Source organism: Salinicola halophyticus (genome assembly GCF_003206695.1).
Classification (GTDB): domain Bacteria; phylum Pseudomonadota; class Gammaproteobacteria; order Pseudomonadales; family Halomonadaceae; genus Salinicola; species Salinicola halophyticus.
The window spans coordinates 1-22303 of the sequence record NZ_PZJN01000009.1 but is presented as its reverse complement, the minus strand read 5'-3'; the positions used below and the strand labels follow the sequence as shown (position 1 = coordinate 22303).

Below are 22303 nucleotides of genomic sequence, written 5' to 3'. Positions count from 1 at the left end.
CGGCTCGCGGCTCGCGGCTCGCGGCTTTAGACGGCGTCCTTGCCGGTCTCGCCGGTACGAATACGGATGACCTGCTCCAGCGGCGAGACGAAGATCTTGCCGTCGCCGATCTTGCCGGTGTTGGCCACCTTGGTGATCGCGTCGATCACCTGGTCGCTCATGGAGTCGTCGACGGCGACTTCCAGCTTGATCTTGGGGAGGAAGTCGACCACGTATTCGGCACCGCGGTAGAGCTCGGTGTGGCCCTTCTGACGACCGAAACCCTTGACCTCGGTCACGGTGACGCCCTGCACGCCGATCTCGGATAGAGACTCACGCACGTCGTCCAGCTTGAACGGTTTGATGATGGCGGTAACCAGTTTCATGGAAGTTCTCCTCGCATGCGATAGGCGGATGATGTGCGCTCAAGTCTTGGAGTGGCCTTACGGATGCCATACGACTGTTAGTTTAAGCATACACCGCCGATCGCGGGAATTAAAAAAGGCCCCCCGAAGGGGGCCAGGGGAGCACGCCAGCTCACTCGGTGTGTCGGCTCACTTCTTGCCGACGTTGAATTCAGGATAGGCTTCCATACCGCATTCCGCGATATCGACACCTTCATATTCTTCTTCTTCGGAGACTCGGATACCCATCACTGCCTTGATGATGCCCCACACGATCAGGCTGGCAATGAAGGTCCAGGCGAAGATGGTCACGATTCCCAGCAGCTGCGCAGCGAACGTCGCATCACCGTTGGAGAAGGGCACCGCGATCAGGCCCCAGATGCCAACCACGCCGTGAACCGAGATCGCGCCGACCGGATCGTCGACCTTGACCTTGTCCAGCGTAACGATCGCGACGACCACCAGCAGGCCGCCGACGGCGCCGATCAATGTCGCGCCAAGGGCTGTGGGAGCCAGCGGCTCGGCAGTGATGGCCACGAGGCCAGCCAGCGCGCCGTTCAGCGCCATGGTCAGGTCCGCCTTGCGGAACCACAGCTTGGCCAGGATGATCGCGGCGATGACGCCACCGGCAGCGGCCGCATTGGTATTGACGAAGACCTGGGCGACGGCATTGGCTTCACCGACATTGGAGACCATCAGTTCCGAGCCACCGTTGAAACCGAACCAGCCCAGCCACAGGATGAACGTGCCCAGCGTTGCCAGCGGCAGGTTGGAGCCAGGAATCGCGTAGATAGCACCGTTCTTGCCGTACTTGCCCTTGCGTGCGCCCAGCAGTAGCACACCGGCGAAGGCGGCTGTCGCGCCACACAGGTGGACCACACCGGAACCGGCGAAATCCTGGAAGCCGGCTGCGTCGAGGAACCCGCCGCCCCATTTCCAGTAGCCCTGAACCGGATAGATGAAGCCGGTCATGACGACGGCGAAGAGCATGAACGCCCACAGCTTCATGCGCTCGGCAACGGCGCCGGAGACGATCGACATGGCAGTAGCAACGAATACGACCTGGAAGAAGAAGTCGGAGCGAGCGGAGTAGTAGACATCGCCGCCGCTGGACATCACGTCGTCGACGCTGTGTTCCGCACCGATCAGGAAACCCAGGTTGGGGAAGAAGCCGCCGCTCTCGCTCGAGTACATGATGTGATAGCCGACCAGCAGATACATGGTGCAGGCAATGGCGTAGAGAACCACGTTCTTGGTCAGGATCTCGGTGGTGTTCTTGGCACGGACCAGCCCCGCCTCGAGCATGGCGAAACCGGCCGCCATCCACATCACCAGAGCGCCCGTCACCAGGAAGTAGAAGGTGTCGAGTGCGTAGGAAAGTTGAACCACTTGATCATTCATTCTTTTGTCTCCTCGTTCCGCGCCGTCAAACGGCGTCGGCCCCGCGTTCCCCGGTTCGAATCCGGATCACATCTTCGAGTGGCGTGACGAACAGCTTGCCGTCGCCGATCTTGCCGCTGTTGGCCGCATTGCGAATCGAGTCCAGCACGCCATCGACGCGCTCGTCGTCGACGGCAACCTCGACCTTCACCTTCGGCAGGAAATCGACGACGTATTCCGCGCCGCGATAAAGCTCGGTATGGCCTTTCTGGCGACCAAACCCTTTCACTTCTGTGACGGTGATGCCCTGCACGCCGTTATCGGCCAATGCTTCACGCACATCGTCGAGCTTGAAGGGTTTAATAATGGCGGTGATGAGTTTCATCCCTTTACCTCTCCCATAGTCGAGTCGGCCCGTAGTCGAGTCGGCTTGCGCCCTTGGGGTATACGCATGACGCGTGCCATCTGAGTTTTAAGATATATAAATCAGCTATCTATCGTTATTTTTATGGCTTTTTGCGTTACCGCTACCGATCGTGCAACTCTGAATTGCACCAAAATAACGCACGTCTCTTTCGAGGCCGCACCTTTCGTGAGCAGTCGGATCCGGGTGGTCGAGCGCAGGCGTAACAGCACAACTTTGCGTATGCTGAACGGCAAGCCATCAAGGCATCCGACCCTCAAGGAGATAACGTCATGTCGGCACAGGATCGATTCGAACGTCTGACCAAGCAGCTGGGCGACAAACTCCACGGCGCGTCCCAGGCGCCGGGAGATATCCAGCGCAACATGCAAGGCGTGCTCCGCGGAGCGATCGAGCGCATGGAGATCGTTTCGCGAGAGGACTTCGACATCATGATGGAAGTGCTCCAGCGTACGCGTGAGCGCGTCGAAGCGCTGGAAGAGCAGGTCGCGGCACTGGAAAATACCCTGCAGAGCGAGCAGGCGACGCAGCCCAGGGTAGAGTCGGTAACCCCGCCCGCGGACGACGTGGATGGCAGTGCTCACGGCAAAAAGCCCTGATCGAGCACGGGCATGAAGATGTGTCATCGCTGGATGACGGGCAATCGGGGAACCGCTTACCGGGGCCAACAATGGTCACCAAAGGTTGCGAAAACACGTAACAATATGTAGTTGTGTAGGTTGAGGAGGCGCCGCCCGGCGACTCTTTGGCCTGCGGCGACCGCCCAGGTGCCGACCTGGGAGACGACATGACCCTTGCCATCGTGCGCGCTCGCGCCAGCCTCGGACTCGAGGCGCCGGAAGTCTTGATCGAGGTTCACCTCAGCAACGGTCTACCGGGGCTGACGCTGGTCGGGCTTCCGGATGCCGCGGTCAAGGAGAGTCGCGAGCGGGTACGCAGCGCGCTCATCAACGCGGGTTTCGAATTTCCCTCACGTCGCATCACGCTCAATCTGGCGCCCGCCGATCTTCCCAAGGACGGCGGGCGTTTCGATCTGCCGATCGCCCTGGGCATCCTGATGGCGTCCGGCCAAGTGCCGGTGGAATCTGCAGCGACCCTCGAAATCGTCGGCGAACTGGCCCTGGATGGCTCGCTGCGCCCGGTCACGGGCGTACTGCCCACGGCCTTGGCGGCGCGCCGGGCCGGGCGGGGGCTGATCGTTCCGCTCGCCAATGCCGACGAAGCGGCGCTGGCCGATGGCGTGGAGGTGTTCGCGGCGGGGCATATCCTGCAGGTGGTGGGGCATCTGCTGGGTCGGGAAAAACTCCCGGTGCACCAATTTGAGGCGCCCCATCAGTCGCGCGTGGCACCGCCGGACATGGCGGATGTCAAAGGCCAGCACCAGGCGCGCCGGGCACTGGAAGTCGCCGCCGCCGGCGGTCACAACCTGCTGCTGGCGGGGCCGCCTGGCACCGGCAAGACCATGCTGGCGAGCCGTCTGGCCGGTATCCTGCCACCGCTGACCCAGGACGAATCGCTCGAGGTCGCCGCCGTGCGCTCGGTCTGCGGGCTGCCGATTCTGGAGCGTTGGGGCCAGCGGCCGTTCCGCAACCCGCACCATACGTCGAGCAGTGTGGCGCTGGTGGGCGGGGGTTCGCGCCCGCGCCCCGGCGAGATATCGCTGGCGCACCAGGGCGTGCTGTTTCTGGATGAACTCCCCGAGTTCGACCGCCACGTGCTGGAAGTGCTGAGGGAGCCGATGGAGTCGGCGCAGATTCTGGTCTCCCGGGCCAATCATCAGCGCCGCTTTCCGGCCCGCTTCCAGCTCGTCGCCGCCATGAACCCCTGCCCCTGCGGGCACCTCGGCGACCCGCGCAAGCGTTGCCACTGCAGCGCCGCGCAGATCCAGCGCTATCAGTCGCGGCTGTCCGGGCCGCTGCTGGATCGTATCGATCTACAGGTCGAGGTGCCGGCGCTACCCGCCACCCAGTTGACCGACCAGACGCCGGGGGAGTCATCCGCCAGTGTGCTGGAACGAGTGCTGGCCGCCCGCCGGCGCCAGCAGGCGCGAGGCTGGCTCAACGCCCGCTTGCCGGGGCCCGAGCTGGAGGCGGCGTGTGCGTTAACGACGGACGAGCGCCAATGGTTCGCCAGCGTGCTGGACCGGCTCAATCTCTCGGCGCGCGCCTATCACCGCGTGCTGCGAGTGGCGCTGACTTTGGCCGATCTGAGCGGCGAGGCGCGGGTCGGCAAGGCGCAGCTGATGGAAGCGATCGGCTATCGCCAGCTCGATCGGATGCTGAACGCCAGCGACCCCATGCGCGCCTGACGTCAGAAAACGGCGATCAGCTCTCGGCTCTCGGTCCTCAGCTCTCGGCTCGTAGCGCCGCGGCCAGCGTCTCCAGACGCCCCGGCACCAGCGCGTCGTCGAGTGCGCTGATCCGCAGCACGTGGCCCAATGCCGGATGCGCCGGGCGGTGAATCAGCGTGCCTTCTGCCAGCAGGTTTCGATGAATCGCAGCGGCCTGCTCGGCGTCCTTCAACCTCAGCGTGACGAAGTTGGTGGTGCTGGGCAGCACGTCGGTCCCGTGGTTCCGCAACCACTGACTCAGCGCCTCGCGTCGATCGACCACTGCCACCACGTGTTCGCGGGTTTCGTCGGGATGGGCTAGCACGGTCTCTGCGGCCGCCAGCGCCAGCGAGGAAACCGCGTAGTGAATCCTCACCTTCGACAGCATGGCCTGGGTTTCCGGCGTGGCAATGGCGTAGCCCACGCGCAGGCCGGCGAGTCCGTGGGCCTTGGAGAAGGTGCGCAGCCGAATCACCCCGGGCCAGACGGCGTTGGCGGCCGGCGACCACGCATCGCCACGAAAATCGTGATAGGCCTCGTCGAGGACCAGGGTGCAGTCTTCCGGCAAGCGATCCCGCAGCGCCACGACGTCGGCATCGCTGTGAAGATGGCCGCTCGGATTGTCAGGATTGGCGAGATAGACGACCCGGGCCCGCTCGCGGGTCGCCGCGGCCGCCAGCGCCTCGAGATCCGGCGCCAGATATCCCGGACCGCAGGCGTACGCCACTTCGACCTGACGACAGCCTTGGCCGCGCACGAAATAGCTCCAGGTCGGGTAGGTACCGGCGCTGGTGATGACCGTGTCGCCCGCCTCGCACAGCGCCCGCAGCGCCAGCGCCATCAGGCTGTCCGCGCCCGCATCCACCAGCAGCGCGTCCATTGGCAGCTCCAGGCTTTCGGCCAGCAGCTGGCGAACCTGCCACGCCTCGGCGTCGCCGTAGGTGCGGGCAAGATCGGCCACTTCACTGCCAAACCGTGCGGTCAGCGCCCGGTGGGGCATGTCCAGCCCCTCGTTGGAGCCGATGCGATGAGGGAGTGAATGGCCCAGGCGTCGCTCCAGCGCCTGCAGACCGGGGAACGGATTATGGGGGCCGTCCTGATTGACGAGGTGGCGGGCAAAGCGGGACATGGGCATCTCAGTCATGGCGATTGGCGATAGCGGTTGCGACGGAAGATAGCAATTGACGATAGTCATCGAGAAAGGTCGAGGATAAAGGTCGATGCCAGCGAACGATCGTCGGCGTCTTTACGGTGCCGATCAGGACCCGGCTGGCAGGGCGTCGAGATCCACCGCGCCGCGGGCCTGCCACCGCCAGTGGGATTGTTCGTCCCCCGATCGGGACAGATCTAACTGCAGATGATAGGGCTGCAGAATGCGGTCGCTCAGCCGCAGCGGCGGTGCTTCGGCGCTCAGTCGAGCCTGGAGCAGCCACTGTTCGCTAGTGCTCCGCGACATCGACGCGGGAGCCCAATCGAGTATGTGAGGGGCCTTCTCCTGACTCAGCAATCCCCGCGCCAACGCTTCGTTGAGCGCCTCGGGGGAGATCGGCAGAGTGGCGTCGACCTCCGCTGGACGCAGCAGAATCGTCACGGCCGAGGCGTTCTCGGCATCCCAGGGCGGGGCCTCGAGCAATCCTCTGGCCGCACCGTCCGCCAGGCCTCGCAGCGCTCGCGTCTCCCGATTACCCGGGGCGGGCTCGCCGAAGCCGGCGCAGCCGCTCAACAGGGTGAGCACCAGACCGGCAAGCGCCAGTCGGGTGAGCATCGGGCGGACAAGCCCCGAATGGGGGAACCATGACCTCATGGCGCTGTCACGGAATCGGGTGGATGCGCGGCGGCGAAGCGGGTCAGGAAGTCGTCGAGCGCCTCGAACAGGACGCGGCGAATCGGCTCCGCTTCGTTGACCAGGTGGTGACGGGCTTGGGGATGACGCACCACTTGAGCGCGCGGAAACTTGCGTCGTAGCGCCTTGAGGTTCCAGCTCCAATCCACGGTAAGATCCTGCTCTCCCTGCAGAATCAGCACCGGCAGCTCGCTGGGCGGGCGCTTCAGCAGCGTCGGCATCCAGCGGCGCATCGCGGTGACCCAGGTCAGCGCCAGGTGATCGTCCTGAAGCGGATCGTGAAGGCGTAAAAAGTCGGCAAAGTCGAGATTGGTGGTGTTGGCGCGATACTTTCGGGGAATGGTATCCACGAACGGACTGGCGATACGGTGTAGCCAGCGCGACTGGTTCCAGCCCCAGGGCCGAACCAGCGGCGCCAGCAACACCAGCCCTTGCCACGGCGCCTGCTCGCCGCGCGCCAGGGCGTCGGTAGCGACGATCGAAGCCCCTGTGCTCTGGCCGATCGCCAGCCATGGCCCCGGCGCCAGGTGTCGCTCGGCGATCTGGCGCTCGACGCTGTTGAAGCACTTCACGTAGTCGGTAAAGTCATCGATGGTGGCGCGAGCGCCGCTGGAAAGCCCGTGGCCGGGCAGGTCCCACATCACGACCTGCCAGCCGAGCGCCAGCAGACGCTCCAGCAGGTGGCCGTAGAGCCCCAGGTGGTCGAAATAGCCATGCACCACGAAGATCGTCCCGCGGGGAGCGGGCGGAGCCCACACCTGAGTCCACAGGTCGAAGGTCCGGCCCTGCTCGCCCTCGGCCTGCAGAAAGCCGGCGTGAAGTTGCAGATTGTCGTTGGCACTCAGCAGTGGCATCAGCCGGTAATGATCGAGATAGCCAGCGAGTGGCGAATCGGTGGGGGTTTCGATGTGCCGGAAGGGGCCGATAGCCTTGAGTCGTGAAAAGTCGAGCATGCATGTGTCTCCTGATTCGACCATGCTACTCGTCGTGCGCGGCCGAGACCATGACATGACGCAGATGAGGCTCGGAGGTCGTTACGGGAACTGGCGGGAGATGACGAAGCTGGCGGGGAATGATGAAGCCGGCGGGGGTGACGAAGGTCGAGGAAGACAATTCGCGTCAGGCTGATTATTATCGGGGAACAGTTTTATGGAAATATTTTCCATAAATGAATTTCGGACACGGCGGCGAGAACAGGATGGCACGGCGAAAGGCTGGCACGTTGAAATGACGGCCGGAACGAGGTGCCGGTGCCACTGCCGTGACCTGATCGCTCATCGATCTGGAGACTGACATGACAACCGACAAGACAAAACGTAGCACGCATCATCGTCTGCAGGTAGCCACCGTGCTCGAGCGCTTCATCGTCGATGAAGCCTTGCCGGGCACCGGTATCGAGGCCGAGGCGTTCTGGACCGGCTTCGATGCGCTGGTTCACGATCTCGCGCCCCGCAATCGGGAGCTGCTGGCCGAGCGTGATCGTCTCCAGGCCAAGCTCGATGAGTGGCACCAGGCCAATCCGGGCAAGATCGAGGACATGACGGCCTATCGCACCTTCCTCAAGAAGATCGGCTATCTGGTCGATGCGCCGGCCACCGTCGAGGCCACTACCACCAACGTGGATGCCGAGATCGCGCGTCAGGCCGGCCCTCAGCTGGTGGTACCGGTCAACAACGCCCGCTATGCGCTGAATGCTGCCAACGCCCGCTGGGGCAGTCTTTATGACGCCCTCTACGGCACCGACGTGATCAAGGAAGAGGACGGCGCCGAAAAGGGCAGCGGCTACAACCCCGAACGCGGTGCCAAGGTGATCGCCTACGCTCGCAACGTGCTCGACATGGCCGCGCCGCTGGCGACCGGCACGCATCGCGATGCGATCGGCTATGCGATTCGCGACGGCCATCTGACGGTGAAGCTGGAAGGCGGGCGCGATACCGGGCTGAAGAATCCCGGCCAGTTCGTCGGCTTTCAGGGCGATGCCGCCTCGCCGGACGCCATTCTGCTCTCCAACCACGGTCTGCATCTCGAGATCCAGATCGATGCCGGACACCCGATCGGCAAGACCGATCCGGCCCACGTCAAGGATCTGCTGGTCGAAGCGGCAATCACCACGATCATGGACTGCGAGGACTCCATCGCCGCGGTCGACGCCGACGACAAGACGCTGGTCTATCGCAACTGGCTCGGGCTGATGAAAGGCGATCTCGAGGAGCGCTTCGACAAAGGCGGCAAAACCGTGACCCGGCGGCTCAATCCGGATCGCGACTACACCCTGCCGGACGGCAGCTCGCTGACGTTGCCGGGCCGCTCGCTGATGTTCGTGCGTAACGTCGGTCATCTGATGACGACGCCGGCCATTCTCGACGGCGACGGCAACGAAATCCCCGAGGGCGTGCTGGATGCGGTGATGACCTCGCTGATCGGCATCCACGATCTGAAGCGCGATGCTGAAACCTCTCTGGGCAATTCGCGCGCCGGGTCGCTCTACATCGTCAAACCCAAGATGCATGGCCCGCAGGAAGTGGCGTTCGCCGACGAGCTGTTCGGGCGCGTCGAACAGCTGCTGGGGCTGCCGGCGGATACCCTCAAGATGGGGATCATGGACGAGGAGCGCCGAACCTCCGTCAACCTCAAGGCCTGCATCGAAGCGGCGTCCTCGCGCGTCGCCTTCATCAATACCGGCTTTCTCGACCGCACCGGCGACGAGATGCACACCGCCATGAACGCGGGGCCGATGTTGCGCAAGGGCGACATGAAGGGCAGCCAGTGGATCGGCGCCTACGAGCGCAGCAACGTGCAGATCGGGCTGGCCTGCGGGCTGCGCGGGCGCGCCCAGATCGGCAAAGGCATGTGGGCGATGCCGGACCTGATGGCGGCGATGCTCGACCAGAAGGTGGGCCATCCCAAGGCCGGGGCCAATACGGCCTGGGTGCCGTCACCGACCGCGGCGGTATTGCACGCGCTGCACTATCACCAGATTGACGTGGCCGCGATCCAGCGCGACCTGGAAGATCAGGGCGAAAGCGATCTGCTCGACGATCTGCTGACCGTGCCGGTCGATCCCAAGGCCGATTGGGGCGCCGACGAGATTCAGCAGGAGCTCGACAATAACTGCCAGGGCATCCTCGGCTACGTGGTGCGCTGGGTCGAGCACGGGGTCGGTTGCTCCAAGGTGCCGGATATCCACAATGTCGGGCTGATGGAAGACCGTGCCACGCTGCGAATCTCCAGCCAGCACATCGCCAACTGGCTGCATCACGGTATCGTCGATGAAGCCCAGGTACGCGAAACGCTGACGCGCATGGCCAAGGTGGTCGACGAGCAGAACGCCGGCGATTCGGGCTATACGCCGATGACCTCGCACCTGGAAGACTCCACCGCGTTTCAGGCCGCCTCGGATCTGATCTTCAAGGGTCGCGAGCAACCTTCCGGCTACACCGAACCGTTGCTACATCACTGGCGCGCCGTGGACAAGACGAAGCACTAGGCTACGAGCTACTGGTTACTGGCTACTGGCTACTGGCTACTGGCTACTGGCTACTGGCTACTGGCTACTGGCTACGAGCTACGAGCTACGAGCTACGAGCTACGAGCTACGAGCTACGAGCTACGAAAAACGCCAGCGACATTGTCGCTGGCGTTTTACGTGGCAACCACCACATTCTGGTTTTCGCGGCTCGCGGCTTCCGTCTTCCGTTTTGCCTCTGTGACTCGGTGATCGCTTGCGCTATCTTGACGGCTACGCCGTACCCCCGTCGAATCATGCGCCGCACGCCGAGCCGCCCTGGGAGAGTCCGATGACCGTGATGACCGCCGCCGAAATCGAGGATTTCCTCGACGATGTCTTCCCCCAGCGCCAAGGCACCATCGAGGCCGTCGATCACATGCGGGCGACCATGAGTCTGGCGATCGAGGACGAGCACCTGCGCCCCGGCGCCTGCGTCTCCGGGCCGTCGATGGTGAATCTGGCCGACGTCTGTCTGTTCGTCGCGGTGCTGGCCCAGATCGGGCCGGAAGCGATGGCGGTGACCAGCAGTCTCAACTGCCACTTCCTGCGTCGGGCTCGCGGCGACCGGGACCTGATCGCCAACGCCCGCATTCTCAAGCTCGGCCAGCGTCTCGCCGTCGGCGAGGTCCAGCTCTTCTCCACCGGCGACAACGAGCCCGTGGCGCTGGTGACGGCGACCTACGTGCTGCCGGATCGCGATGACTGAAGCCGTCACGCCGTTGGATTTCGCCAGCGAGGCCGTGATTGAAGCGAGGCCGTGATCTAAGCGAGCTTCTGATCTACGCCGCGGCCGGGCGCTGACGCCAGGCGCTCCATGCCAGTACCAGCCAACCCGCCATCAGCAGCAGGCCGCCAAAGGGCGTCACGATCCCCAGCACTCGCATTCCGCCGAGCACCAGCAGGTAGAGCGAACCGCTGAACAGCACCATGCCCGCGAACCAGAGCCCGATGGCCAGCGTCTGCCCGCGTAGCGCGCGCTGGCTTTGCCAGGCGAGAACCGCCATCACCGCCAGCGTGTGCCAGGCCTGATAGCGTACGGCGGTATGAAATACCTCGAGATTACGCGGCGAGAGCGTATCGGCCAGCGCGTGCGCGCCGAAGGCGCCGGCGGCCACGATAATGAATCCGCTCAGGGCGGCAGCGATCCAGCCCCACTTTTGGTGCATGTTGCGACTCCTCGAGGGCGACTATGCTCAAGTGAGCGTCAGTCGCGGAATTGACGCCTGCTAGTCTAGCGCGTAAAAAACCGCCTCGGCAGCCGCGTCTGCCAGCGCTTGCGACGTCATCGTTCTCCATAAGGATCTCCGAAATGGAATTCATCAACACGCTTCACGACGCGGTTTATGCCGTGATGACTCCGGTCAGTGATTTCGTCTGGACCTACATCCTGCTGTATCTGCTGCTGGGTGCCGGCGTTCTTTTCACCGTGCTCACGCGCTTCATGCAGTTCCGGCTGTTCGGGCACATGGCCCGCGTCACCTTCAACAGCCGCGGCTCCGGCAATGGCGTCAGCGGTTTTCAGGCCTTTGCGACCTCCCTGGCGGCACGTGTCGGTACCGGTAATCTGGCGGGCGTGGCAATCGCGCTATGGGTCGGCGGCCCCGGGGCGATCTTCTGGATGTGGATGACGGCGCTGGTGGGCTTCGCCACCTCGTTCATCGAATCGACCCTGGCCCAGACCTACAAGAAGCGCAACGAGGATGGCGTGTTCCGCGGCGGCCCGGCCTACTACATCGAGCGGGCGCTGGGGCAGCGCTGGATGAGCGTGCTGTTCGCGATCTTCCTGCTGATCGCCTACGGCCTGGCTTTCAACGGCGCCCAGTCCAACACTATCGCTCAGGGCCTGTCTCAGGCGTTCTCGATTCCCAACTGGATGACCGGCGTTGCGCTGGTGATCATCACTGCGCTGGTGATTTACGGCGGACTCAAGTCCGTCGCGCGTACTGCCGAGAAGATCGTGCCGATCATGGCCATCGGTTACTTCCTGGTAGCGCTGTACGTATTGATCGTGAACTTCAGCGAAGTCCCCGCGATGCTGGAGCTGATCATCAAGAGCGCCTTCGGTTACGGCCCGGCCGTCGGCGGTGCGGTGGGTTATACCATCAAGATCGCGATGGAGAATGGCATCAAGCGTGGCCTGTTCTCCAACGAGGCGGGTATGGGTTCGGCGCCCAACGCCGCCGCCCAGGCGGACGTCAAACACCCGGCGGCCCAGGGTCTGGTCCAGTCCTTCGGCGTGTTCATCGACACCCTGGTGATCTGTAGCTGCACCGCGGTGGTGATTCTGCTCTCCGGCGTCTACGAGCGTCTGATGAGCACCTCGCCGGGCAAGGATATCGTCGGCATTCAGCTGACGCAGGATGCGATGGTCGACCACCTCGGCAGCTTCGGCGAGATCTTCATCGCCATCGCCATCTTCCTGTTCGCCTTCACCTCGATCATTGCCAACTTCTCCTACTCGCAGATCAATATCGAGTATCTGTTCAAACGCCATTCCAAAATCGCGGTCTCCGTATTGCGCGTTGCCGTGCTGGCGATGGTGATGATCGGGTCCGTGGCGCAGCTACAGTTCGTTTGGGACTTCGCCGATCTCGCCATGGGGCTGATGGCAACGACCAACCTCATCGCGATTCTGCTGCTGTGTCCGATCGCGCTGCGGGTGCTCAAGGATTACGAGCGTCAGCGCAAGGATGGCATCCGCGAGCCGACATTCGATCCCAAGAAGGTGCTCAAGCGGCCCGAGCAGACCGATGCCGACGTGTGGCCGGCGAAAGAGAACGCCGAATAAGCGCGAGATGAGCATGGCGGGGCGCGATGGTTGATCGTCGACGCCCCGCATCCTGTCTTGAATTGCCGGCCGCGACACCTGAGCCGGGTGCCTGATCTGGCTTGAAGCGCTACAATGCGGCGTCTTCTTTATATGCGCCCGAAACCGCGCGATGCTTGCCGCGCCCGCAATCGCGGCGATTGATAGCCGCGCCCGGACCCGCGCGAAAAGCATGCCTTTGCAGGCGCCGCTTGATTTACGCGCCCGCGCCCGCGCCGGTGCGCAAGGCGCTCGATTCGCCCCAGGGAGGCCGCGATGCAGATTCAGCTCAACGGTGAGCCCCATCCGCTCGATGGCGAACCCACGCTGGTCCAGCTGGTCGACTCGCTCGGCCTGACGGGGCGGCGTGTCGCCATCGAAGTCAACGAAGAGATCGTGCCACGCAGCCAGCATGCGCAGACGCGCCTGAACGACGGCGACCGCGTGGAGATCGTGCACGCTATCGGCGGTGGCTGATCGCCGCCAGGTTCATGACCAGGAGTCATCCATGTCGCAGCTGATTCAGGACACCCCGTTGATCGTGGCCGGGCGCCGTTTTGCGTCTCGCCTGCTGGTCGGCACCGGCAAGTATCGCGATTTCGACGAGACCGCCGCCGCCATCGAGGCCAGCGGCGCCGACGTGGTGACGTTCGCGGTCCGGCGGACCAACCTGGGTCAGAACCCGGGCGAGCCCAATCTGCTCGATGCGGTACCGCCGTCGCGCTATACGCTGTTGCCCAACACCGCCGGCTGCTACACCGCCAAGGATGCCGTGCGCACCTGCAAGCTCGCCCGCGAACTGCTCGACGGTCACAACCTGGTCAAGCTGGAGGTGCTGGGCGATGAAAAGACGCTCTACCCCAACGTGGTCGAGACGCTGGCCGCGGCCGAGACTCTGGTCAACGACGGCTTCGACGTCATGGTCTACACCAGCGACGATCCGATCGTGGCCAAGGAGCTGGAAAAGCGTGGCTGCTGCGCGGTGATGCCGCTGGGCTCGCTGATCGGCTCCGGCAACGGCCTGCTCAATCCGGCGACGTTGGCGCTCATTCTTGAGCACGCCGACGTACCGGTGCTGGTCGATGCCGGTATCGGTACAGCGTCGGATGCGGCGCTGGCGATGGAGATGGGCTGCGATGGCGTGCTGATGAACTCAGCCATCGCCCACGCCCGGCATCCGGTGATGATGGCCAACGCCATGCGCAAGGCGATCGAAGCCGGACGCGAGGCCTTTCTCGCCGAGCGCATGCCGCGCCGCGCGAGCGCCAGCCCGTCTTCGCCGTTCGCCGGGCGCATCAACGGCTGAGTCTCCTTGAACGACTTGAACTTTGATTGACATACTTTTGATCGACGTACTTTGATCGACGTACTTTCGACCGACTTGAACAGGCCCGCTGGCGACCGGCGGCCACTCCCATTTCCTTTGCCTGTTGACGCCTTCGCATGACTGACAAGACGACGCCCGAGACCGAATCCACCGCCGAAGGTACGCCCGAGACGCCCGTGCGTCGTGGCATCAAGAGCTACGTACTGAGGGCCGGTCGCATGACGGCGGCGCAGGAGCGCGGCCTGAACGACGTGTGGCCCAAATGGGGCCTGACGCTGGCCGACGGTCGCCAGGATCTCGAGCAGCTTTTCGGCCGCCGGGCGCCCTGCGTGGTGGAGATCGGCTTCGGCATGGGCAAGTCGCTGGTCGAGCAGGCCGAGACGCACCCCGAGACCGATTTCATCGGCATCGAGGTCCACGCGCCCGGCGTGGGCAAGTTGCTGGACGAAGCGGACAAGCGCGGGCTGACCAACCTGCGTGTCTACCGCGAAGACGCACTGGCGGTGCTGGCGGACTGCCTGCCGGAATCGAGCATCGATACGCTGCAGCTGTTCTTTCCCGATCCGTGGCCCAAGAAGAAGCATCACAAGCGGCGTATCGTGCAGCTGCCGTTCGTCGAACTGGTGCGCTCTCGCCTCCAGCCGGGTGGCAAGCTGCACATGGCGACCGACTGGCAGGCCTATGCCGAATTCATGGCGGAGGTGATGGCCGAGGCGCCGGGATTCGTCAATACCGCCCCGGCGGAAACGGCGCCCTTCGTCGAACGCCCCGGCTTCCGTCCGCTGACCAAGTTCGAGCAGCGCGGCGAGCGCCTGGGCCATGGCGTCTGGGATCTCATCTACCGCCGCGATTGATCGACTGGCCGAACGGAGTCAGTGCGCCCAGCCGCCGATATGTCGGAACCGGTGCTGGGCGGCCAGTGTCAGCAGGACACCCGCCAGCGCCAGCGCCATGCCGCCCAGCTGCAGGGTGTCGACGCCTTCGCCGAACATCCAGGCACTCCACAGCAAGGTGACCGGCGGGGTGAGATAGATGGCGCTGGACACGGCGCTGACACCCATGCGGCGCAGGCAGACGGTAAAAAAGCCGTAGCCACCGAAGCTCGACAGCACCACCAGCCAGCCCAGCGTCTGCCAGGTGATCAATTCGCTACCGGGGCTTTCCAGCTGGCCGTCACTGAGCGCCGCTATCAGAAAGACCAGACTCGCCGCGCCGAGCTGTGCCGTCAGCGTGGCCGGCATGCCAAGCCCGGACGGGCGTCGGGTGGCGAGCACGCTGCCCAGCGTCACGCTGATCACCGACAGCAGCGGCAGCGCATAGGCCCAGCCGCTGGCGCTGCCCGTTCCTTGCCAGTCCCCCGCGACGCACAGCGCCACGCCACTGGCCGCGATTCCCAGACCGAACCAGGCTGCCATGGGTAGCTGCTCGCGGAGCCACAGCGTTGCGATCACCGCTGCCAGGATGGGCTGCTGGGCGGTGACCAGTGCCGTGGAACCCGCGCTGACTCCCTGCCCGACGGCCAACATCACAAACAGCAGATAGCCGCCCATGGTGAGCGCGCCGACGCTCATTTCGCGCAGCCAGCTGCTCAGCGTCACCGCGCGCTGGCGGCTCAGCGACCACCATAGCGCGGCGACCAGCGTGGCGATGACGAAGCGCCAGGCAAACAGGTCCATTGCCGGCAGCGACGCCTGACTCGCCAGTCGGCTGCCGATGAACCCCGAGCTCCAGCAGATGATGAACCCCGTCATCAGCGCGATGTTCAGCGATAGATTGCGCATGCCAAGCCCTCCCGTCCGGTCGAAGTCGCTTGAGTCTGCGCGCTATGCAGAGTTCAATGAATCGAATAAAAATCTATCAGAGTTCAATATGATTGAAGGCAGCCACACGCTGGATCTGGAGCTCCTGCGCACGTTTCAGGTCGTGGCGCAGACGGGGTCGCTGGCGGCGACGGCAGAGGTACGCCATCGCACGCTGAGCGCGATCAGCATGCAGATGAAGCGGCTGGAAACGGAGCTGGACGTGCGCCTGCTCGATCGCGGATCTCGCGGGGTTACGTTGACCTCGAGCGGCGACGTGCTGCTAGGTGAAGCGCGGGAACTGCTGCGGGTTCACGACACCCTGGTCAGCCGTTTCAACGGCGAACGACTTAGCGGGCGCGTACGCCTGGGGATCCCCGAGGACTACGCCCGCGAGCTGCTCGATGACACGCTGCCGCAGTTCATGGCGCGCTATCCGGGAATTCTGCTGGATGTCACCACCGATACCAGCGGCCGTCTCGCCAGGGCGCTCGGCAAGCGCCAGCTGGATCTGGCGATCGTGCTCGATCATGCGATGGGGCTGGAAGGCGGAGAGACGCTGTGGCATCCCACCCCGGTATGGGCGGGCCCGGTGCAGGGCGCGCTGCATCGAGAAACGGTAGTGCCGCTGGCGGTGCACCCCGAGCAGTGCCCCTATCGACATCTGGCGACCGAGGCATTGGACGCCGCCCAGCGTCCGTGGCGGGCGATCTTCACCAGTACCAGCATTCACGCCGTGGAGAAGGCGATCGAGACCGGCATGGCGATCGGCGTGCTCGACCGCGAGCGCGTGACCACGGCGATGCGCGCGCTCGACGAAAGCGATGGCATGCCACCGCTACGCCGTTGCATCGCCAGGCTGCATTTTGCAAAGGCGATCGACAACGCATCGCAGCCGGCGGTCGACGCCTTGGCACAGCTGCTGCGCGAGAGACTGCAGGGTCGCGGACCCTGGCAGCGTGACGCGCTGAGCGGGCGCGATCTCGGGCAGAAAACGCGAGTCTGAAACAGGAACATAAAAAAGCCGCCCTGGGCAGGGCGGCACTAAGGACCGTGACTAGCTTGATGAGGAGATGATCAGGGCAGGAACCTGACATTCGCTGCGATGATCAGTGGCGTTTGGCGGCGCCACGATGTAAAGGTAATCATTCTCATTTGAGATTGCAAGCGTAACGAGAATCTTTTTTATTTGCGCCGGTCAACTCGCACCGACTGCGTGCAATAGAAGCGGCAAGGTCGCCATGGCCAGCAGTGTCTGGCCGGTAATCACGGCCGCCATCAACTCCGCGTCGCCCCCCAGCTGACGGGCCAGGATATAAGCCGATGTGGCGGTCGGCAGCGCCGCGAACAGCAGCGCGATATCGCGATTGGCGCCGTGAAGTCCGACGATCGCGGCCAGCGCCAGCACGATCAGTGGCGTGACGACCAGCTTGAGGGCGCTCGACAGCCAGAACGCCCTGCCGCTGCGCCACAGCGCCTGGGGACGCAACGCCACGCCCACCGCCACCAGCCCCAGCGGCAGGGCGGCATCGCCGAGCAGGCCGATGGCATCCGCGCTCCAGCCGGGCAGGCCGATGCCGCCGAGGTTCAAGCCGACGCCCATCAGGCAGGCGAGAATCAGCGGGTTTCGCAGTAGCGCCATGGCGCTTTGACCCAGGCTGGCGCTGCCCAGCGTGCCGGAGGCGATGAAGGCCAGCACGCAGAGGATGTTCGCGGTCGGCACCATCAGGGCGACGGCGACGGCTGCCGTCGTGGTACCCTCGGCGCCATGCAGCGCGGTGGCGCCGGCGACGCCGACGTAGGTATTGAAGCGCACCACGCCCTGGAAGGCCGAGGTAAAGGCGGGCGGCGACAGTCGCAGGCGATCCTTCGCCAGCCAAAGCCCCAGGCCCAGCAGCAGCATCGTGCCGAGCATCGTCACGCCGAGCCGAAAGACCGGAACCTGGCTGACGTCGGCGGTGGCCAGCGTCGCCACCAGCATCGCGGGGAACAGCAAGTAGTAGATGAACCGCTCGAGTCGCGGCCAGAAGTCGCCGCCGGGGAAGCGCGCCCAGCCCAGCGCCGCGCCGAGCAGAATCAACAGAAATAGTGGGCCCAGGGCGTTCGCGATATCGCTCATGTGTCATCCTTGTCGAGCGCCTCGGTGATGATCTGCAGCGCCTATGCCCGCTAGTCTATCGGCTAATGCCCACCGCTTGGAGTCTCTAGAAGCCCATGGCTGCCCACGAAGAGGAAACCGCCAGACCGCGGATGCTCAATCTGCTGATCGGGGTCACGCTGATGACGATCGTGATCGCGCTGTGGTATCTGCTCGATTACTACTATCTGCGCGAATCGACCCGTGACGTGACCTGGTATCCGCCGGCGCAGGGCTGCGTGCTGCTGGAAGGGGGCTGTCACGCCGGCCTCGGGATCGACTCGTCGCTGGCGTTCGCGCTTCAGCAGGCCCACGACGACGAGGGCACGTTGACGTTCGAAGTCCGCGTTCATGGGCGCGCGCCGCAAGCGGTGACGGTCCAGTTCATCGGGCGTGACATGGCGGTGGAATCGAGACGTCTCTCGCTTCAGGACAAGGGCGATGGGTTGTTCGTCGGGCGGGGCAGCCTGGGGCTTTGCAGTGCTCACGTGGACGCCTGGCGAGCCCAGGTGGTGGTGCTCAGCGATCACGGTCTGAGAGGGAGCTGGTTTGATTTCGACAGCCACGACCTGGGGTCGGCCATGGCGGGGCGGGGCGACAAGCGCTGCCTGTGAATGCCGACGCCGACCACGATGGGTCGGCGTCGGGTGTTGCGGGATGACTCGTTAGCGGTGCTTAGTCGTTGCTGCCCGAGTCGTCGCTGTCAGCATCGCCGCCGCTGTCCTTGGCGCCGTCATCGGGGTTGATCGCCAGCAGCTCGACCTTGAACTGTAGCGCCTGATTGGGGCCGATCGGACCGCCGGTACCGGCCGGGCCATAGGCCAGGTCGGAAGGCACGGTGATCATCCAGGTATCGCCGACGTGCATCATCTTCAGCGCTTCCTGCCAGCCGGGAATGACCTGGTCGACCTTGAACGAGATCGGCTCGCCGCGCTTGTAGGAGCTGTCGAAGACGGTGCCGTCCGGCAGGGTGCCTTCGTAGTTGACGCGAACGGTGTCGTCGTCGGAGGGCGACTTGCCGTCACCGGATTCGAGCGACTTGTACTGCAGCCCGGAATCGGTGGTCTTGACGCCATCCTTCTTGGCGTTCTCCTTCAGGAAGGCTTCGCTCTTCTTGCGGTTCTCATCCGCGACCTTCTTCTGCTCGGCCTTCTGCTCGGAGACTTTCTTCTGCTGGTACTGGGTCAGCGTGCTGCTGATGTCGTCCTGGCTCATCTGCAGGTCATCATCGCCGTAGACATCCTTGACGGCCGCCGCGAAGGCGTCGACGTCGAGATCCTTGATGTCCTTGGATAGACCCTGACCGAGCGTGGCGCCAATGCTGTAGCTGAGTTTCGCCTGGTCACTGTCGAGGTCGACCTTGTCCTGCGCGAAGGCCGTCAGTGGCAGGGTCATGATGCTGCCGAGGGCGACGGCGGTTACCAAACGTTTCATGCAAACTCCTTGGGTCACGGATAAAACCGATGCTGGCCGGATTGCAAAGAAGCCTCAAACACCGGGTGGATTGTGGTGGTGTGACTCTAACAGTTGGATTTTGGTTCCGCATCCGACGTATCGATCAGCCAGCATGCCAGCAGGTCGCGTAACACGGGGTACGCGTCATCGTCGATATCTCGGAGCGTTCGGCAGGCGCGCAAGGCGAGCTCGACGCCGGTTTCCGGTTCGCCAGCCAGTGTCGGGAGGGCTTCGAGGCGTGTCAGCATCTCGCGCTCGGCCTGCAGTTCGGCCTGCTTCAGCGTCTGCCGCAACGGTTCCAGTCGCGGTTGCAGCCGCGCCTCGCTTTTCAACGCTCGCCGGCGTTTGCGCAGTGGCACGGTCATCTCTCGCTGCCAGGCTCTCGCGTCGGCCAAGGCGTCGGCCGCGTCTGGATCGGGGCGGCGGCGTTGCTCGCTCAGCCAGGCGATCCACAGCAGTTCGCAGATATCCCAGCCGTGCGCGTCCTGAAGCGTCAGGCACAGGGTTTCAGCCCCGGGGCGCGCATAGCGGTCCAGTGCGTAGGACCATAGCGAGGGGAATGCATCGGGTGTGGACATCGCTCTCCATGCCGATAGCGGATGGCTGATAGAATGAGCGCCCATTCGATGCGCCCTGGAGCCCGGCATGATCGCATTCCGCCAACTCGCCCTGCAACGCGGTACCCGCCAACTGTTCGCGGGTGCCGATCTGGTGCTGCACGAGGGGCAGAAAGTCGGCATCGTCGGCGCCAACGGTGCCGGCAAGTCGAGCCTGTTTGCGCTGATCCGGGGCGAGCTCGGTGCCGATGCGGGTAGCGTGGAGATCGCCGGTGGCAAGCGCATCGCGCACATGGCGCAGGAAGTGTCGGCCATCGATCGCCCGCTGGTGGAGTACGTGCTCGACGGCGACGTCGGCCTGCGCGAGACCGAGACGGCGCTTGCCGAGGCCCAGGCCAACGGCGAGATGCAGCGCGAGGCCATCCTCCACGGTGAAATCGAGGCGCTCGATGGCTACAGCGCGCGCTCCCGCGCCGAGCAGCTGCTGGCCGGGCTGGGCTTCGGACAGGATGACCTCTACCGTCCGCTGGCGGACTTCTCCGGCGGCTGGCGGATGCGTGTGGGCCTGGCGCGGACGCTATTCACGCCGTCGGAGATCATGCTGCTCGACGAGCCGACCAACCACCTGGATCTGGACGCGCTGCTGTGGCTGGAGCAGTGGCTGACGCGCTATCCCGGTACGCTGATGCTGATCTCCCACGACCGCGATTTCCTCGATGCGGTCTGCGATCACATCCTGCATATCGATCAAGGCCAGCTGATGCTCTATCGCGGCCACTACAGCGCCTTCGAACGCGCCCGCGCCGAGCGTCAGACCCAGCAGCAGGCGGCTTACGAAAAGCAGCAGGCCCGGCGTGCCGAGATCGAAGGTTTCGTCGCGCGCTTCCGCGCCCAGGCCACCAAGGCGCGCCAGGCCCAGAGCCGGCTGAAGATGCTCGAGCGCATGGAGAATATCGCCGCGGCCCGCGTCGATTCGCCGTTCCGCTTTCAGCTGCCGTGCGCCGACAAGACCTCGACGCCGCTGCTGTCGCTGGATCAGGTGTCGCTGGGATACCCCGATCGCACGATTCTCGACGGGGTGAAGGTGTCGATTTTGCCCGGCGAGCGAATCGGTCTGCTGGGGCCCAACGGGGCGGGTAAATCGACCCTGATCAAGACCCTGATCGGCGATCTGACCCCGATCGAGGGAACTCGAGTCCCCGGCGACAATCTGGTGGTCGGCTACTACGCCCAGCATCAGTTGGAACACCTGGACATCGGCGCCACGCCGTTCATGCATGTCCAGCGGCTGTCGCCCACGGCCAGTGATCTCTCGATTCGCAATTTCCTGGGCGGATTCGGTTTCCGTGGCGACGACGTGTTCGGCGACGTGTCGCGCTTCTCCGGTGGCGAGAAGGCCCGCCTGGCGCTGTCGCTGGTGGCCTGGGAAAAGCCCAACCTGCTGCTGCTGGACGAGCCGACCAACCATCTCGATCTGGACATGCGCGAGGCGCTGGCCGAGGCGCTGGCCGAGTACGAAGGGGCCGTGATCATCGTCTCTCACGACCGCCACCTGCTGCGGGCGAGCGTGGATACGTTCTGGCGCGTCGCCGAAGGTCGGGTCGAGCCCTTCGATGGCGATCTCGATGACTACCATCAGTGGCTCAAGTCCCGCGAACTGGAGCTGCGGCGAGACCTGAAGCAGGAAGCGCGCCAGGAAAAAGGCGCGGCGGACGGTGGCGATCGCAAGGCGGCACGTCGCGCAGCGGCGGAGCGGCGCGAGCAGATGAAGCCGCTGCGCAAACAGCGCGATACGGCGGAGAAGAAGCTCGACAAGGCCCAGAGTGCGCTCACGGCACTGGAAGCGCAGCTGGCAGACCCGGATATCTACGATGCCGGACGCAAGGACGAGCTTGCCCGGCTGGTTCGCGAACAGGGCGAGCGTCAGGCCGAAGTCGAACAGCTCGAGAGCGAGTGGATGGCGGCGGAAGAGGCGCTGGAAACGCTGGAGGCGGAGCTGCTCCAGGCCGAATCCTGAATCGTGGTTGAGGCGCTCGGCGGGCGTCTACACTGAGGATGAATTTCCGGCTCGAGGAGAGCATTCATGCCTTACGATTCTCGCGACGACATTCCCGACAGCGCACGCAAGGTGCTGCCGCCCCACGCCCGCACCATCTACAAGGAAGCGTTCAACAGCGCCTGGGACGAGTACGACAAGCCCGGCGACCGGCGCGGCGGCAGCTCTCGAGAAGAGACCGCCCACGCCGTGGCCTGGAAGGCGGTCGAGGCGAAGTACCAGAAAGGCGACGACGGCAACTGGCATCCGAAGTCTTGAGCGACGAGCTACGAGCTACGAGCTACGAAAAGGGCCAGCGA

Annotated in this window: 23 protein-coding genes; 12 read left to right on the top strand and 11 right to left on the bottom strand. The window is 64.4% G+C overall.

Translation table 11 applies throughout. The annotated features are described in order from the left end of the window. Positions 1–26 precede the first annotated feature (26 nt). The 3 genes from glnK to DOM58_RS14040 form a co-directional block, all read right to left on the bottom strand. Positions 27–365 carry a P-II family nitrogen regulator gene (gene glnK / locus DOM58_RS14050; RefSeq protein ID WP_035476361.1) on the bottom strand — a complete coding sequence of 113 codons (339 nt, stop codon included), beginning with the start codon at positions 363–365 and terminating at the stop codon, positions 27–29. A gap of 168 nt (positions 366–533) precedes the next feature. Beyond that, complete coding sequence (locus DOM58_RS14045; RefSeq protein WP_075560891.1) at positions 534–1784, bottom strand: ammonium transporter; 1251 nt, start codon at positions 1782–1784, stop codon at positions 534–536. Between the two features lie 25 nt (positions 1785–1809). Further along, on the bottom strand, positions 1810–2148 hold the full coding sequence (locus DOM58_RS14040; protein ID WP_075560890.1) for a P-II family nitrogen regulator: 339 nt from the start codon (positions 2146–2148) through the stop codon (positions 1810–1812). Between the two features lie 311 nt (positions 2149–2459). On the opposite strand from DOM58_RS14040, the gene DOM58_RS14035 reads away from it, so the two are divergent. After that, on the top strand, positions 2460–2786 hold the full coding sequence (locus tag DOM58_RS14035) for an accessory factor UbiK family protein (protein ID WP_110693375.1): 327 nt from the start codon (positions 2460–2462) through the stop codon (positions 2784–2786). A gap of 188 nt (positions 2787–2974) precedes the next feature. Beyond that, positions 2975–4495 (top strand): YifB family Mg chelatase-like AAA ATPase, encoded by a 1521-nt coding sequence (locus DOM58_RS14030; RefSeq protein WP_110693374.1) that lies wholly within the window; start codon positions 2975–2977, stop codon positions 4493–4495. A gap of 37 nt (positions 4496–4532) precedes the next feature. Here the strand turns inward: DOM58_RS14030 and DOM58_RS14025 are convergent, their stop codons facing one another. From DOM58_RS14025 to DOM58_RS14015, 3 genes are all read right to left on the bottom strand, one after another. Continuing rightward, positions 4533–5645: an aminotransferase class I/II-fold pyridoxal phosphate-dependent enzyme gene (locus DOM58_RS14025; protein WP_110693373.1), complete on the bottom strand. Its 1113-nt coding sequence runs from the start codon at positions 5643–5645 to the stop codon at positions 4533–4535. A 129-nt stretch (positions 5646–5774) separates the two neighbouring features. Beyond that, positions 5775–6320 carry a hypothetical protein gene (locus tag DOM58_RS14020; protein ID WP_157957554.1) on the bottom strand — a complete coding sequence of 182 codons (546 nt, stop codon included), beginning with the start codon at positions 6318–6320 and terminating at the stop codon, positions 5775–5777. After that, the gene (locus DOM58_RS14015; protein ID WP_110693371.1) at positions 6317–7312 is read right to left on the bottom strand and encodes an alpha/beta fold hydrolase; all 996 of its coding nucleotides are present in this window, start codon (positions 7310–7312) and stop codon (positions 6317–6319) included. The genes DOM58_RS14020 and DOM58_RS14015 overlap by 4 nt, the downstream gene beginning before the upstream one ends. Before the next feature lie 341 nt (positions 7313–7653). Here DOM58_RS14015 and DOM58_RS14010 point away from each other — a divergent pair, with 341 nt between their 5' ends. Both DOM58_RS14010 and DOM58_RS14005 read left to right on the top strand, forming a co-directional pair. Continuing rightward, entirely contained in the window at positions 7654–9846 is a 2193-nt protein-coding gene (locus DOM58_RS14010) for a malate synthase G (protein ID WP_110693370.1), read from the top strand. A 310-nt stretch (positions 9847–10156) separates the two neighbouring features. Beyond that, positions 10157–10573, top strand: coding sequence for a PaaI family thioesterase (locus tag DOM58_RS14005; protein ID WP_075560872.1), 417 nt, complete (start codon positions 10157–10159; stop codon positions 10571–10573). A gap of 73 nt (positions 10574–10646) precedes the next feature. On the opposite strand, the gene DOM58_RS14000 is transcribed toward DOM58_RS14005, so the two are convergent. Continuing rightward, positions 10647–11033, bottom strand: a complete 387-nt coding sequence (locus tag DOM58_RS14000) for a DUF423 domain-containing protein (RefSeq protein ID WP_110693369.1) — start codon at positions 11031–11033, stop codon at positions 10647–10649. A gap of 143 nt (positions 11034–11176) precedes the next feature. On the opposite strand from DOM58_RS14000, the gene DOM58_RS13995 reads away from it, so the two are divergent. From DOM58_RS13995 to trmB, 4 genes are all read left to right on the top strand, one after another. After that, complete coding sequence (locus tag DOM58_RS13995; RefSeq protein WP_110693368.1) at positions 11177–12655, top strand: alanine/glycine:cation symporter family protein; 1479 nt, start codon at positions 11177–11179, stop codon at positions 12653–12655. Between the two features lie 294 nt (positions 12656–12949). After that, positions 12950–13150: a sulfur carrier protein ThiS gene (thiS, locus tag DOM58_RS13990; RefSeq protein ID WP_110693367.1), complete on the top strand. Its 201-nt coding sequence runs from the start codon at positions 12950–12952 to the stop codon at positions 13148–13150. A 31-nt stretch (positions 13151–13181) separates the two neighbouring features. Further along, entirely contained in the window at positions 13182–13979 is a 798-nt protein-coding gene (locus DOM58_RS13985) for a thiazole synthase (RefSeq protein WP_110693366.1), read from the top strand. A 137-nt stretch (positions 13980–14116) separates the two neighbouring features. Continuing rightward, positions 14117–14854, top strand: a complete 738-nt coding sequence (trmB, locus tag DOM58_RS13980; protein WP_110693365.1) for a tRNA (guanosine(46)-N7)-methyltransferase TrmB — start codon at positions 14117–14119, stop codon at positions 14852–14854. Positions 14855–14872: 18 nt separating this feature from the next. Here the strand turns inward: trmB and DOM58_RS13975 are convergent, their stop codons facing one another. Beyond that, positions 14873–15781 carry a DMT family transporter gene (locus DOM58_RS13975; protein ID WP_110693364.1) on the bottom strand — a complete coding sequence of 303 codons (909 nt, stop codon included), beginning with the start codon at positions 15779–15781 and terminating at the stop codon, positions 14873–14875. An 88-nt stretch (positions 15782–15869) separates the two neighbouring features. Between DOM58_RS13975 and DOM58_RS13970 the strand changes: the two genes are divergently transcribed. After that, entirely contained in the window at positions 15870–16805 is a 936-nt protein-coding gene (locus tag DOM58_RS13970; protein ID WP_110693363.1) for a LysR substrate-binding domain-containing protein, read from the top strand. 192 nt (positions 16806–16997) lie between these two features. Here the strand turns inward: DOM58_RS13970 and DOM58_RS13965 are convergent, their stop codons facing one another. Beyond that, positions 16998–17918: an AEC family transporter gene (locus DOM58_RS13965; RefSeq protein ID WP_110693362.1), complete on the bottom strand. Its 921-nt coding sequence runs from the start codon at positions 17916–17918 to the stop codon at positions 16998–17000. A gap of 95 nt (positions 17919–18013) precedes the next feature. On the opposite strand from DOM58_RS13965, the gene DOM58_RS13960 reads away from it, so the two are divergent. Then, the gene (locus tag DOM58_RS13960) at positions 18014–18550 is read left to right on the top strand and encodes a hypothetical protein (protein ID WP_075563904.1); all 537 of its coding nucleotides are present in this window, start codon (positions 18014–18016) and stop codon (positions 18548–18550) included. Between the two features lie 61 nt (positions 18551–18611). Here DOM58_RS13960 and bamJ read toward each other — a convergent pair whose 3' ends face one another. Both bamJ and DOM58_RS13950 read right to left on the bottom strand, forming a co-directional pair. Then, a complete protein-coding gene (gene bamJ, locus DOM58_RS13955) occupies positions 18612–19370 on the bottom strand; it encodes a BamJ family beta-barrel-assembly machinery protein (protein WP_110693361.1) in 759 nt (252 codons plus the stop codon). An 86-nt stretch (positions 19371–19456) separates the two neighbouring features. Continuing rightward, complete coding sequence (locus tag DOM58_RS13950) at positions 19457–19969, bottom strand: TIGR02444 family protein (RefSeq protein WP_157957553.1); 513 nt, start codon at positions 19967–19969, stop codon at positions 19457–19459. 67 nt (positions 19970–20036) lie between these two features. Here DOM58_RS13950 and DOM58_RS13945 point away from each other — a divergent pair, with 67 nt between their 5' ends. Then, positions 20037–21965, top strand: coding sequence for an ABC-F family ATP-binding cassette domain-containing protein (locus tag DOM58_RS13945; protein WP_110693360.1), 1929 nt, complete (start codon positions 20037–20039; stop codon positions 21963–21965). Between the two features lie 66 nt (positions 21966–22031). Then, the gene (locus DOM58_RS13940; protein ID WP_110693359.1) at positions 22032–22262 is read left to right on the top strand and encodes a ChaB family protein; all 231 of its coding nucleotides are present in this window, start codon (positions 22032–22034) and stop codon (positions 22260–22262) included. The last annotated feature ends 41 nt before the right edge of the window (positions 22263–22303 follow it).